This is a genomic window from Lacticaseibacillus absianus, from assembly GCF_013407595.1.
Taxonomy (GTDB): Bacteria; Bacillota; Bacilli; order Lactobacillales; family Lactobacillaceae; genus Lacticaseibacillus; species Lacticaseibacillus absianus.
Genome location: NZ_JABEKX010000002.1, coordinates 1015631 through 1029974, shown reverse-complemented (window position 1 = coordinate 1029974; position 14344 = coordinate 1015631). Strand labels below are relative to the sequence as shown.

The window sequence follows — 14344 nt, the reverse complement described above, 5'->3', positions numbered from 1 at the left end:
CCATCAGTAGGTACATTCGCAGAAGTACTTTATAAATCTAAGCGTGGGGGCGAGACAAATCAAGCTTTTTTCTTCACAAAGCGTAAAACCAGATTCGGTAGAAGTTCGCAAACAAATACAGTTGTGATAGGATGGGGAGGTGAATGACAACTTGGGAGGCAAACATGAGTAGCTATTTAATTACCGGCGGGGCTGGCTTCATCGGCTCCAACCTGACGGACCTTCTGCTTGAAGCGCCCACCAATACGATCACGATCGTCGACGACTTGTCGATGGGGAGCCAGGACAATATCCCGGATTCCGATCGTGTGACGTTCTTCGAACATTCGATTACTGACCACGCCTTCATGCAGGCACTGTTGCGCGAGAACCAGTTCGATTACATCGTGCTGCTCGCAGCAGTCGCCAGCGTGGCGGATTCGGTCGAGCGGCCGTACGAGACCCACCTGGTGAACCAAGAGGCGAACCTGAACATCATTGAGACATTGCGCACTGCGCACTTGCCGTTCAAGAAGCTCTTTTTCGCGAGCTCTGCGGCGGTTTACGGGGAGCGCCCGGAGCTACCTAAGCGCGAGGACATGGCAGTCCAGCCCCTGACGCAGTACGCTGTGGACAAGTACGCAACAGAGCGCGCGATCATCAACTACGCGCGCCTGTATGACATGCCGATGGTGTGCGCGCGTTTCTTCAACGTGTATGGGCCGAAGCAAAACCCGGCGTCACCGTACAGCGGCGTGCTGTCGATCGTCATGGACCGGCTCGCGTCTGGCAAGCCGTTCACGTTCTTCGGCGACGGCGAGCAGACCCGCGATTTTGTTTTCGTCGGCGATGTTGTCAATGCGATCCGGGGGTTGCTTCAGACGCCGGCGGCCAAGGCCGATGTGTTCAACATCGCCAACGGCAAGCAGACGACCCTGAACCAGGTCGTCGCGCAGCTTGAGCAGCTGACCGGCCAGACGCTGAACGCCTCACACGAGGCGGCCCGCGCCGGTGACATCCGTGATTCTTATGCGGACGCCAGCAAGATCGACCAGTTCGAGTTCATGCACCACACGCCGCTAGCAGAGGGGCTGGCTAAGTACGTCGCGTCGATCGCGTAATCAACTATTAGGAGATGCACTGTTTTGATCACATTGAAATCTGAACGAGAAATTGAAGGGATGGCTAAGTCTGGCGCGATCCTTGCCGGGATGCACAAGGCGGTCGCCGCGATCATCCGGCCGGGGATCTCCAGTTGGGAGATCGAGCGGGTCGGGCGCGCGTACATCGAGGCGCAAGGCGCGATCCCCGCTGAGCTGGGGTTCGAGGGCTACAAGTACGCGACGTGCGTGTCGGTGAACGACGAGGTCGCACACGCGACGCCGCGTAAGAACTTGATCCTCAAGGAAGGCGACATCGTGGCCGTCGACACCGTGGTCAACTGGCAGGGCTACATGTCGGACTCCTGCTGGACCTATGCGGTGGGGGCGATCTCCGAGAAGCGGCGTAAGCTGATGGCCATCACCAAAAAGGCGCTGTACCTGGGCATCGATCAGGCGGTGGTCGGGAACCGGATCGGCGATATCGGGTACGCAATCCAGCATTTTACCGAAGACGAGAACGGCTACGGTGACGTACGCGAGTTGATCGGGCACGGCATTCAGCCGACCATGCATGAGAGCCCGAACGTGCCTCACTACGGCGAACCCGGGCATGGCCTGCGCTTGAAGGCCGGCATGACGATCACGATCGAGCCGATGATCACTACCGGCACCTGGAAGATCAAGTCGCACGACCTGCCCGGTGACGACTGGGAGTACTACGTGACGGCGGACGGGTCGGATTGCGCGCAGTACGAGCATACGATCGTGATCACGGATGACGGGCCAAAGATCCTGACAAGCCAGGATCCGGTCGAAGACGCGAAATATCTGCTGTGATGCGGTAGAATGGAAGCTAAGCTGTGGGCTTAGCTTTTTTGGTCCACGTCAAGGAAGGGGGGAGCGCAGATGCTCTCGATCATCGTGCCCTGTTTTAATGAAGAGGAGACGCTGCCGCAGTTTTTTGCAGCAGTCGAGGCCCAGCGATCGACGCTGGCGACGCCACTCGAGTACTGGTTCGTCAACGACGGCTCCACCGACGGAACCCTGGCGGCGCTGCGCGCGCTGGCCGCGGCGCATGCGGCGGTGCACTACCTGTCGTTCTCCCGCAACTTCGGGAAGGAAGCCGCAATGTTCGCCGGACTCCAGCAAGCCAGTGGCGACTATGTGGTCGTGATGGACGCCGACCTGCAGGATCCGCCGACCTTGTTGCCCGAGATGCTGGCCATGCTGCGCGGTGGTGCGGACCTCGACTGCGTGGGGACGCGCCGGATCGATCGCAAGGGGGAGCCGCGGATCCGCAGCTTCTTCGCGCGGCGGTTCTACCGGCTGATCAATAAGATCTCGCAGACTCAGATGGTCGACGGGGCGCGAGACTACCGGATGATGACCCGACAGATGGTCGACGCGGTGCTCGAACTGACGGAGTACAACCGATTCTCTAAGGGCTTGTTCAGCTGGGTCGGCTTCAACGTGGCCTACTTGAGCTTCGAGAACCGGGGGCGCGTGGCCGGACGGACGTCGTGGTCCTTCTGGAAGCTGTTCAATTACTCCATCGAAGGGATCGTCAACTTCTCCGAGTTGCCACTGAACCTCGCTTCGTTCGTTGGGGCGTTCTCCTGTGTGGGCTCGGGGCTCGCATTGGTGTTCATCGTGATCCGCGCCTGGCTCTACGGGGACCCGACCGCAGGCTGGCCATCGATGGTCTCGATCTTCCTGTTTCTCGGGGGGATACAACTCCTGTGTCTGGGCATCATCGGTAAGTATATCGGCAAGATCTTCATGGAGACCAAGAAGCGGCCGCTGTACATCGTCAAGGAACGTGACGGCAAAAAAGGCTAGGCTTTGGACACCTCATCCGCTAGAATGGATGAGGTGTTTCTTCAGAAAAAGTAACAGTTCCCGCCAGTATGCGGCGAGTGGGCATGCGCCACGTATAATGGTGACATGCACCTGACTTACATGAAAGAAAGTTGAAGGGTTCTGATCAAGTGGTAACAGCGCAGGCGCCAGGCAAGCTCTACGTTGCCGGTGAATACGCGGTGGTCGAAACAGGGTACCCCGCTATTATCGTGGCTTTGAATCAATTCGTGACGGTGACCGTTGAGCGCATGCCGACCTATGGCAGCATCGTCTCGAAACAGTACCAGGAAAATTCGCTGATGTGGTCCCGCAACGGGGATGAGATGGTGTTCGACAATCGGGATAACCCCTTCCACTACATCCTTAGTGCGATCCGGTTGACCGAGCAGTATGCGCGCGAACAGGGCAAGCCGCTGGGCCTGTACCGGCTCTTCGTCGACTCGGATCTCGACTCACTGGACGGCAAGAAGTACGGGTTGGGCAGCTCGGCGGCCGTCACAGTCGCGACCGTCAAGGCGCTCAACCTATTCTATGGGTTGGGCATGACGAGCGACCAGCTCTACAAGCTTGCTGCGATCGCGCACCTCGACATCCAGGGCAACGGATCGCTGGGCGATATCGCCGCTTCTGTCTACGGCGGATGGATCGCCTACCAGTCGTTCGATAAGGACTGGCTCGCCGCCGAACGGCGACAGCACAGCCTGGGCGAGCTCTTGGTGATGGACTGGCCGCAGCTGTCGATCGAGTTGCTGACCGCACCTGACGCGATGCGGCTACTGATCGGCTGGACGGGCTCACCGGCGTCGACCTCCCGGCTGGTGGATAAGATCGCGATCGCCAAGGCGCAACGCCGGGCGGATTATCAGCGCTTCTTAGCTGAGAGCCGCGAAACGATCCAGCGCATGATCGCCGGCTTCCGCGCTGGCTCGCTGGCGCAGATCCAGGCCGGTGTCCGGACCAACCGGCAGTTGCTTCAGCGCCTGGCTGAGTTCTCCGGTGTTGAGATCGAGACGCCGCTGCTGCGGCAGATGTGTGATTCGGCGGAGCAGATCGGCGGGGCGGCCAAGTCCTCAGGGGCTGGCGGCGGGGATTGCGGCATCGTGCTGATCGATGCACAGATCGAGACCGACGCCCTGTTGCAAGCGTGGCGCGACAAGGCGATCGAACCGCTGAGTTTTCAGGTGCACGAGATCCGCGAGAACTCATAGATTTAGTTAAGCTTAATGGCGCGAGGCCGTAGCGGTCACCCTTTCTGGTATCATTCAGGGTGACCGTTTTTGTACTCAAGGGCCACGGATGCTATGGTATAATCAATGACTGTATGCATATGCGGCGTTCATCGCCGACAAAAAGATTGTGTGAGAGGGTTAAGTTTATGAAACCAAAAGCTGCTTGGGGCGGATTGAAGCGTTTCGCGACCATTATTGGGGATGTGGTCCTATTCAATCTCAGCGTGCTGCTTGCCTTTTACCTGAAATTCGGACATGTGATCCCAGAGCGTAACTTCTATACATACGAGAAATCAGCGGTGTACATTACAGTGCTGTTCCTCTTGGTGAACTTCCTGCTCGGGGTGTACGTCTACTACAATCGCCGGGTCAGTGACATCCTGTTCAATACCGTGCTGGGGCAGCTGATCACGATCGCCGGGTTGATTATGATCACCTTCATCGGGCGTCTGTTCGCCTTTCCCCGGTCGGTGTTGGCCTATTCTTTCCTGATCAGTATCGTGGTCCTTGGGTGCTGGCGTGTCTTGGTCTTCTTGATGTACCTGCGGCTGACCCCGAGCCAGCGCGTGGCGGTCGTGGCTGGTGAAACTGAGTTGCCGGCGATCGTTCAGAATTTCAATTCGGCCAAGAACAATAAGCATAAGATCACCTATGTCGTGACCGACCACTTTATCGCCAACGCTGAACAGATCCTGGACGACGTCGATATCTTCTATCTGAACAAGAGCCTGGCGGATGACACGCGGCGGGCGATCATCGATCTGGCGCTCAGGCACGACAAGCAGATCATGCTGACCTCGACTTTCGACAATCTGCTGATGTTGCGGCCGAACCTGATGAACTTCGAAGACGAAAGTGTCATGGGTATTCGCGGCTTCCGGCTCACACCGGAGAATGCGTTCTTCAAGCGCCTGTTCGACATCATCGTTGCACTACTCATGTTCATCGTCGCCTCACCGTTCATGCTGGTGACGGCGCTCCTAGTCAAACTGACCTCCCCGGGGCCGATCATCTACAAACAGACCCGCATCACGATGAACCAGCGCGAGTTCAGCATCTACAAGTTCCGGACGATGCGCAATGACGCGGAGAAGAAGAGTGGGCCGATGCTCGCGACAGCCAACGACGCACGGGTGACGACCGTCGGGAAGTACCTGCGCAAGCTGCGCCTCGATGAGCTGCCACAGATCTTCAACGTGCTGCTCGGCGACATGTCGATCGTTGGGCCGCGTCCAGAGCGGCCGTTCTTCGTCGATCAGTTCAACGAAGAGGAACCGCACTACTACCTGCGCCACAATGTCCGCGCAGGGATCACGGGCTACGCCCAAGTCTACGGGAAATACGCGTCTGATTACCACAGCAAGCTGAAGTTCGACCTGCTGTACATCAAGTCGTACAGCTTGATGCTGGACGCCAAGATCCTGCTTCAGACGATCAAGATCTTGTTCGATAAGATGTCATCGGCAGGGGTCGATGAAGAAGAAGAGCCGAGCTCTGTCAAGCTTCATGAGATTGTTGAAGAAAACGACATCGATCACTTATCTTAGGGGGTGCCTGCGTGGCAAAAATCAGCGTGCTGATGTCACTGTACATTAGGGAGGATCCTCGCTTTCTTGCAGAATGTCTAACTAGTATACTAAAGCAATCTTTGCAACCAGATGAAGTGGTCATCGTGCTTGATGGACCGATCACTGACCAGCTGGAAGCAACACTAGATAAATTCCGGCAGAAAACAACGCTTTTGCGTATTGAACGGCAGCCCATTAATCGTGGGCTTGGTCACTCACTGGCGGTCGGGGTCAATGCCTGCCGAAATGAGTTGATTGCTCGAATGGATACTGATGATGTGATGCGTTCCGATCGCTTAGAACTTCAACTTGCAGAATTCGAGCGAGATCCTAACCTTCAAATTTGTAGCTCGAATATTTTGGAGTTTGATGGTCAGCCGGATAATGTGATCGGACACCGGCGCGTCCCAGAAAGTGACGTCGAGATCAGACGTTTTTCAAAGAAGCGAAATCCTTTCAATCATATGACTGTGATGTTCAAAAAATCAGCTGTTTTAAAAGCTGGTAATTATCAACCTTTGACCGGGTTCGAGGATTACTATCTTTGGGCAAGGATGCTTAAGCAAGGTGATCGAGCTAGAAATATTCAGCAAGATCTTGTCTTTGCGCGAACTGGTAAGGAGATGTTCTCTCGACGCGGCGGCGTCAGCTACTTAATTCCAGGGATAAAGGGGCGATACAAAGTGTATCGTGCTGGCCTGGGTGGACTTGTTGATTTCATCATCGTCTCAGCAGTGCATATCGTGTTCTCGCTTATTCCCAATTCATGGCGTCAAAAGTTATATGTGTCACGCTTGCACGCCTCCTAATTGACTAGGTAAAGACTATAAAGGGTGGAAAAGATGGATAACAAAAAATTCTCGCTGGGCGATCTTTTTTCGATCGTCATGAAAAGATTTTGGCTCGTACTGGTTTTTGCAATCGTGGGTGCCGGCGCAACGTTTTTACTGCGCCCGGGTGATATGGTCGCTAGTTCCGCAACCGCGCAAGTTATGGTTTCACCAAATCAAAGGTTCGATATTAGTAATGGAACGTTAAGCGATCTTACTCGGTCGCAGGCTGTTCTTGGTCAGGCTGTTCGTGAGTATAACCGGTCGCTTTCAGATAAAGATGATCGGGCCGATTATTCAGATCTGTATACTAACTTGTTGGTCAATGTTGGGAGCAACTCTCGAGTTGTCACGATCACGGCTGATCAGGAAACCGCGAAGGATTCAAAAAAGTTGGTGGGGTTGATCGCATCACGCCTGAAAAAAGTCGCGGAGCAAGAATTGCCAACATATAAAGTTGCCATTATTACCAAGGCAACGACTATCGACAAGACAGTTGAAGGGTTCAGTAAGAAAAAGGCAATTATTCTTGGTGCTGCTGTCGGTGTCCTTGTGGCCGTTGCGGCTGCCTTCTTAATTGAAGTCGTTCAGTCTAAACGGGGCAAGCAGAAGTGATTTTAGTCGGCTTGGTTGTGCTGCGTGAGGGGAAAGTTGCATGATAAGAAGGCAAGACCATTGGTTAGGCCAAGCAATCACGGGCCTCATTGTGTACTATCAGATTGTTATGAATAGTGCTTGGATAACCTTGGATGATAATCCTTGGTGGAAGATCGCTGGGTACCTCCTGTATGGTGTTTTGCTCGCGTTCGTCATTGTTCAAGCGTGGACTTACAAATTCACGGTTAAACAGTTACTGTCCGAAGGACTAATGCTTGGGCTGATGGGTGTCTACTTACTACTAGGGAACCTAACCGTCGTCATTGTATTCTTATTCGCAATGGCTGCCAGTTTCTATCGAGTCAAGGACCTCATCAATGTTTACCTTTTTGCGATGATCGCGGGCGTGCTGACAGTGGCTGGCGCAAGCCTGGTCGGTGCCCTTCCGATCTTTCTTGAATTGAAGGGTTTTTGGGTTTTTGGGTTTAAAAACCCCAACGTCATGGGTTACTACCTCGTTGTGATTCTGATTTTAGTTTTGGTGAAGAACTGGCAGCAGCTTACGTACAGGTACTTTATTATCGCGACGTTGGCGATCGCTTTTTGCTCAGTTTACCTTGAAGATTGGACTGCGATTTTAACTTTGGTGGTGGGGATTTGTCTGTGGGTGATCGATCGGCTGTGGCCAAAGTTTGCTTATCTGAAAATTAATCGTGGGCTATTGGTCGGCTCACCGTTTCTACTCACTGGTCTGGCATTTTTCATTGCATGGGGTTGGGATCACCTAGAGGTGATCCGGCGGTTGAATCGTGTTTTCACTGCTCGGCCGGATATCTGGAACCATTATTTTGTTTATTCACACGTCAAGTTGGTGGGAAACAGTTTACCAGATCCACTAACATATGCGAACGGCGCGTTTGATGGGGCGTTTGTTTACTACCCGTATGCAAATGGGCTATTGCTCTTCATGCTGATCCTGATAGTTCTGTCCGTTTCGATTAACGCTATGCTGAAGCAACATGATACGCGGTTCGTTGCACTGATTTTAATGCTTCTCGTGTTTTCATTCTCTGAAAATCCACCCTTCTTCGCGTTCCAGTCGCCCTTGTTGCCGATGGCGTTGGTTATGGGGTTGCCAGGATTTAATCACCTAGTGACACACGTACCGTTAGCGTCAACAGAAGCCGAAAAGATGCAAGACATCATGGACTGAAAGAAGGATTTATTGTGACAAAGCAGTTATCGCTTAGCGAAGTACAAAAAGTTGAGTTGGATATGATTGAGTATGTCGTTGAGTTCTGCCGAGCACGTGGGTTAACGGTTTTCTTGGATAGTGGCACTTTGCTCGGGGCGATTCGACACAGAGGGTTTATTCCTTGGGACGATGATGCAGATTTGATCATGGAGCGAAGTGACTATGATCGCTTTCGTCAGTTGTTTACGGGGGATGCGCGTTATAAACTGACAGATGCAACTTATCCGACGGCTTTTATAAAGGTTTATGATGCGCGAACCTCGTTAGTTGAAACCAGGTTGAGACACCCCCAGAAAATTGGCGTTTACATCGACATTTTACCAGTCGACGTATTACCAGAAGAGACAGAGCAGAAATCGCGTTACTTTCGTGGGATGAACCGACTGACACGGGTCTTACGAGTATGTGAGCAAAAACTACGCAATCCTGGACAAGGCATTCGTGGCCTGTTCAAACGGACCGTTTATGGGTTGGGCAATTTAATTCCAGGAAATTGGTTGCGGCGTCAACTCGATCGGTACGCGAGTCAATATCGTGACACGAACTCAAGTTTGAGAACTCAAATGATGGTGACTTGGAATCCAACTAAGCAATATCAGGCGGCATGGTTAGGAAGTGGGCGTATGGCCGAGTTCGAGGGAAAGCAGATGCCGATCCCGCAGGAAGCCGAGAAATATCTCACTGTGTTATATGGCGCAAACTATATGACACCGCCACCACCAGAGAAGATTGAGCGTCATACTTTTGAAGCGTATTGGCGGTAGAAATCGTGTGGCGCTCGGTCGGTGTCTTTGAAGGGCGTGTTCGGTTATTGGTAAAGGTGGTAGAGAGTTGTTTCCAATAGATTTTGTCATCACTTGGGTCGATCAAAATGACCAGAAGTGGTTAGAAAAATATGCATCGGTCGCCGGCACACAAGATCCTAATGGGGATGAGCAGGCGCGTTACCGAGATTATGGCACGCTGAAGTTTCTCTTTCGCTCAATTGAAGTCTATGCACCATGGGTCAATCACGTTTTCCTCGTCACGGATGAACAAGTCCCTGCCTGGTTAAAAACCGAGAACGAAAAGGTTACCGTGATAGATCATAAACAAATTATTCCGGCCAGATATCTGCCAACATTTAATTCCAATGTCATTGACTTTCATTTAGTCAACATTCCTGGATTAGCGGAACACTTTGTGTACTTTAATGACGACATGTTCCTCAACCGTGCGGTCGAACCCACGGACTTCTTTGATTCAGAGGGGCACCCTAGAGACTTTTTGTCCTTCAACGCGATTATGCCAAATAACGTGTTTGAGCATACCTACGTCAATAATTTAGCTATTTTAAACAACGCCTTTTCAAAAAAAAAGACGCTTGCGGAGCAGTTTTTCAAAATTTTTAACCCTAAGAATGGTAAGTGGAACTTGATCAACTTATGTCTACTCCCTTTTCCAATGTTTACACGATTTGTCGACCCACATACACCCGTTTCCTATTGCCAGAGTCGGATAAGGGGCGGTCTGGCCCAATTTCCAGAGATGCTGGCGTCGACTTGTCCGAACCAGACTCGAGCCACTTCTGACTTTTCGCTGTGGTTCTTCAGGTACTTCGATCTATTGTCGGGATATTACAGCCATAGGCGGGCCGATTTTGGTAAAGCATACCAGTTGCAGAACTGGACCGACGCCGTTCGTGACATCTTAAAATCCAAGCATCGAGTTCTAAATATCAATGATTCAGATAAAATGTCTGATCACGAATATGAAGAAGCGACCGCGGGGTTGCGTCAGGCTTTCTCAATCGAATTGGGTAGTAAGTCCTCCTTTGAAAAGTAAAGGGTGAAGAGATGAAGAAGGTACTATTAACAGGATTAGGCGACAAGCTCGGGGGAACTGAATCGTTTCTCCGTGTCTTGATCACTGCTCTGAGTCAGGAATATGATTTCTCGATCTTAGCAGCCACGTCTGGTGACTATGCGATGAAGTCCTTTCTGTCGGACAGGAAGATCTCGGTCTATCAACTCGGTAATATCTTTGGACTAAAAAACGTGTTGAGAAGAGGGGCGGTTTTAGACGCTTTTTTTTCTGAGCACCATTTTGATATTGTTCATATCAATGCGACAACGCTTAACGCCACATACATCGCCAAAGCAGCGACACGCAGTGGGGCCAGGGTTATTTTTCAAATACACAACGCGCAGCCATCGGGGTATAGTGCGCTGGCAAGGCTATTGACTCAGGTCAATAAGCCCGCTCAACGCTGGTATTTGGGTCATCAGGGGCTAACCCTTCTCAGTGTTAGTGACGACGCCGCAGTTCAGGTCTTTGGACATCGGTTAACCGAGAGGTCTGTAAAAGTTGTTGCCAACGGAATCGACACAAGTGCATTGCGTTTTGATCTTGATACTAGACAGAGCGTTCGTGCAGAGCTAGGGCTTTCCGAACGCGCGCGGGTGGCCCTAGTTGTTGCGCGGTTAATGCCAATCAAGAATATCAAAAGAACAATTGAGTTGTTTGCTCAAGTCTTCGATGAACAGCTCGACGCATTAGTGATTGTTGGTCAAGGTCCGGAGCTTGACCAGCTCAGGACATACGCACATACTTATGCCCCTCACGTTACACAGCGAGTCTTTTTTATGGGTCAACGCACAGATGTGCGCCGGTTCTATTCAGCCGCAGATCTTTACATCTCGACCTCAGTGGCAGAGGGGCTATCAATCAGCGTCATCGAAGCGGAGGCGGCGGGGTTACCGGTATTGGCATCAACGGGTGTTCCGAAGATGACGAACGTCACCCAACGAGTCCAATTTTTGTCACTTTCGGCATCTGACGAGGTCTGGACTGACCAGATAAAGACGTTCAACTTGGCGCTCAATCCTGCTCAGCGGTACAAGGATAACGAGATAGTGGCAGCATCTAGGTTTTCGATGAACTTCTTTGCCGATGAGTTCCGACGTATCTATAATAATCCAAATTGAAACTGGTAGTGCGATGATAGTCCGCGTGTAATGGAGGGAGCGTTGAAGGCTCCCTTTTAAACTGTGACACGAGCGATTCTTCAGAAAAGTTAACATTTTTCTCGAGGCAGAAGGATATCATACGAATCTTTGTATAATCGTAGCATGGGTCTGATTTTTCGAGGCAGGTTAAGGAGAGAACAATGCAAGCAATTATCTTAGCAGCAGGTAAGGGAACGCGCTTCAAGGAGTTGACCGCAACACAACCGAAGTGCATGGTCCAAGTTAATGGGGAAACGTTGATTCACCGATTGCTCCGCCAGCTTGATGGCCTCGGGTTGTCACGAGTCGTGATTGTGGCTGGCTACAAGGCGGACGTCTTGAAAGCCCATCTGGCTACTTTTACCTTTAAGACGCCAGTTGAGGTCATCATCAATGATACCTTTGACCGGGCAAATAACATTATTTCGGTCCAAAAAGCGAGTGATGCCTTAATCGCCGAAGATGCCTTGATGTTCGAATCTGATTTGATCCTAGCAGACGGCGTTGTTGAGCGATTGATTGCTTCCACAAACACGAATTTTGCGGTCGTAAGTCCATTTGAGACCTGGATGGATGGGACCTGTGTTCGCACAGACGAAGCGGGGAACATCACTGCTTTTGTGCCCAAAGCACAGATCAATCGTCAACACACGACAGATCTTCTCAAGACGGTCAACATCTATCGACTGAGCGCCGCATACTCGCGGACCAAGTTCCTACCGTATCTGAACGCTCAGATTGTAGGCTTTGGCGGTGATTCGTACTACGAAACGGTCATGGGCACGCTTGTTGCGATTGACCCAGAGGGAATGCAAGCGGAGGTATTGTCACCGGATGATTGGTACGAAACCGATGACATTCAGGATCTGACAATCGCCGGAATCAAATTTTGTGCGGATCCGATTCAAAAAATGAAGGAGATGGGGGCGCGCTTCGGGGGCTACTGGCGCTTCCCGTCTGTTCATGATTACGCCTATCTGGTCAACCCATTCTTTCCACCGCGTGCGATGGTGGATGAGTTCCACGAGAATCTAGACCGGCTGATTATTGATTATCCGTCCGGCCTGAGTGTGAACTCAGGCCTTGCAGCGAAGTATTACGCGCTACGGCCTGATCAAATCGTTGTGGGGAACGGTGCAGCTGAGTTGATCAAGGTCGTGCTTGCGCAGGGGAGCGGCCGCGTCGGTGTGATCCGACCAACGTTCGAGGAATATCCGAACCGCCTGCCTGCAGACCGCCTAGTGTATATGAATACAGATCAACAAGGGTACACGTATACCGCAGCGGACATTCAACGTTTCTTTGCCGATAAGGGCTTGAGCCAGCTGATCGTGATCAATCCCGATAATCCAACTGGGAATTACTTAACGCATGCCGAATTGCTGACACTTTGCGATTGGACGCAGGCTGCGGGGATCAAGTTGATTGTTGACGAGTCCTTCTCAGACTTTGCGGATGCGGAAGCGGTCACCTCAATGCTTGATCGCGATCTGCTTGATCGGTATCCACACCTGACTGTGATCAAGAGTATTTCCAAGTCGTTTGGTGTACCGGGCGTCCGGTTGGGCATCTTGGCCAGTGGTGATGTGGCGCTGATTGCGACGATCAAACGTGAAGTGTCAATTTGGAACATCAATTCCTTTGGCGAGTTTTTCTTGCAGATCATCGAAAAATATAAGGGTGATTATCAGAAGGGGCTGAAGCGCTTTTATGCCGTTCGCGAGGCGTTAGCAGCGGGGCTTGAACGATTGGACTACGTCACCGTTCTGCCTTCCCAGGCCAACTATTTTATGTTGCGGCTGACAGAGGGTGTGACGGCTGCGGGGCTGGGGGCCTATCTGCTTCAGACCCATGCGATCTTGATCAAGGATCTGACGGAAAAACATGGCATCAATGGCCAGTATGTCCGGATCGCAGTTAAGACGCGCGAGGAGAACGACGAGTTGTTACTTGCAATGAAGGAGTTTGCGGATGACCAAAATAATTGATTTTGCACACCTTTCTCGAGTGTCACTTCGTGAGACAGAGATGGTCGATTGGGTCGACGATGCGCTACGAATGAAACAGCAGGTGATCCTACCCGCAAAATTGAGTTTGAAGCCCGACGCAACCACATTTTTCAACGTAATGCCGACGATTATTCCGGCGCTTCAAGTTGCCGGGGTCAAGGTCGTAAATCGCTATGCGACGCGGCAGCCAGCGTTGGATAGCCAGATTATGTTGTATGACCTGAAAACTGGCGGATTAAAAGCAATCATGGATGGTAACTTTATCACCACCGCCCGGACCGGTGCCGTTGCCGCGCATAGCGTACGACTTCTCGCGAAGCACGATTTTACGAGTGTTGGTGTAATTGGGCTTGGCAATCAAGCTCGCTCGGCGGTCAAGGCACTGCTCGCGTTATTCCCTAATCGCGACTTGACGATCAACCTGTACGCGTTTCAGGGCCAGGAACGTGATTTTCGCGCGTACTTAATGACGCTACCTGGACATGAGCGCTTGACAATCACCGATGTGCCGACGGTCGCCGCGTTATTTGCAGCTAGCGAAGTGATCTTGTCCGCGCTGACATATGCTGAAGCCGACTTACTGCCAGACCCGACAATGATGCGACCAGGGACATTGCTAGTGCCGATCCATACGCGGGGGTTCATGAATCTCGATTGTGTTGTAGACCGGGTCTACTGCGATGATGTGGCACAGGTTCAGGGGTTCAAATACTTCAAGGACTTCAAGCACCTGGCTGAAGTGGCGGAGGTCTTACAAGAGCCTTCGCTCGGGCGGCAGACTGATGAGGAACGAATCACGGTTTACAATATTGGGTTAGCGTTACACGACATTTTCTTTGCTGCTAAGCTGTATGACAAAGTCCAGGCAGAGGCGACCGCATCAATCGAGCTGACGCCGCCGACAGAGAAAGTTTGGTATTGGTGATC

The 14344-nt window shown here is 51.9% G+C and carries 13 protein-coding genes; all 13 read left to right on the top strand.

Translation table 11 applies throughout. From position 1 onward, the window contains the following. The first annotated feature begins 164 nt into the window (after positions 1-164). The 13 genes from HII33_RS10260 to HII33_RS10200 all read left to right on the top strand — a co-directional run bounded on the left by HII33_RS10260 (position 165) and on the right by HII33_RS10200 (position 14342). A complete protein-coding gene (locus tag HII33_RS10260; RefSeq protein WP_179395696.1) occupies positions 165-1100 on the top strand; it encodes an NAD-dependent epimerase/dehydratase family protein in 936 nt (311 codons plus the stop codon). Between the two features lie 24 nt (positions 1101-1124). Beyond that, a complete protein-coding gene (gene map, locus HII33_RS10255; RefSeq protein WP_179395695.1) occupies positions 1125-1919 on the top strand; it encodes a type I methionyl aminopeptidase in 795 nt (264 codons plus the stop codon). 69 nt (positions 1920-1988) lie between these two features. Beyond that, complete coding sequence (locus tag HII33_RS10250; protein WP_179395694.1) at positions 1989-2921, top strand: glycosyltransferase family 2 protein; 933 nt, start codon at positions 1989-1991, stop codon at positions 2919-2921. A 149-nt stretch (positions 2922-3070) separates the two neighbouring features. After that, on the top strand, positions 3071-4150 hold the full coding sequence (locus tag HII33_RS10245) for a phosphomevalonate kinase (protein ID WP_179395693.1): 1080 nt from the start codon (positions 3071-3073) through the stop codon (positions 4148-4150). A gap of 167 nt (positions 4151-4317) precedes the next feature. Then, a complete protein-coding gene (locus HII33_RS10240) occupies positions 4318-5718 on the top strand; it encodes a sugar transferase (protein WP_179395692.1) in 1401 nt (466 codons plus the stop codon). A 32-nt stretch (positions 5719-5750) separates the two neighbouring features. After that, positions 5751-6548 (top strand): glycosyltransferase, encoded by a 798-nt coding sequence (locus HII33_RS10235; RefSeq protein WP_179395785.1) that lies wholly within the window; start codon positions 5751-5753, stop codon positions 6546-6548. 33 nt (positions 6549-6581) lie between these two features. Next, a complete protein-coding gene (locus HII33_RS10230; RefSeq protein WP_179395691.1) occupies positions 6582-7184 on the top strand; it encodes a YveK family protein in 603 nt (200 codons plus the stop codon). 40 nt (positions 7185-7224) lie between these two features. Then, positions 7225-8379: a hypothetical protein gene (locus HII33_RS10225; protein WP_179395690.1), complete on the top strand. Its 1155-nt coding sequence runs from the start codon at positions 7225-7227 to the stop codon at positions 8377-8379. A 14-nt stretch (positions 8380-8393) separates the two neighbouring features. Continuing rightward, entirely contained in the window at positions 8394-9185 is a 792-nt protein-coding gene (locus HII33_RS10220) for a LicD family protein (RefSeq protein ID WP_179395689.1), read from the top strand. A 67-nt stretch (positions 9186-9252) separates the two neighbouring features. Beyond that, a complete protein-coding gene (locus HII33_RS10215; RefSeq protein ID WP_179395688.1) occupies positions 9253-10245 on the top strand; it encodes a stealth family protein in 993 nt (330 codons plus the stop codon). A gap of 11 nt (positions 10246-10256) precedes the next feature. Further along, a complete protein-coding gene (locus tag HII33_RS10210) occupies positions 10257-11387 on the top strand; it encodes a glycosyltransferase (RefSeq protein ID WP_179395687.1) in 1131 nt (376 codons plus the stop codon). A gap of 182 nt (positions 11388-11569) precedes the next feature. Then, positions 11570-13396, top strand: a complete 1827-nt coding sequence (locus tag HII33_RS10205; protein WP_179395686.1) for an aminotransferase class I/II-fold pyridoxal phosphate-dependent enzyme — start codon at positions 11570-11572, stop codon at positions 13394-13396. Beyond that, positions 13380-14342, top strand: a complete 963-nt coding sequence (locus tag HII33_RS10200; protein WP_179395685.1) for an ornithine cyclodeaminase — start codon at positions 13380-13382, stop codon at positions 14340-14342. The genes HII33_RS10205 and HII33_RS10200 overlap by 17 nt, the downstream gene beginning before the upstream one ends. The last annotated feature ends 2 nt before the right edge of the window (positions 14343-14344 follow it).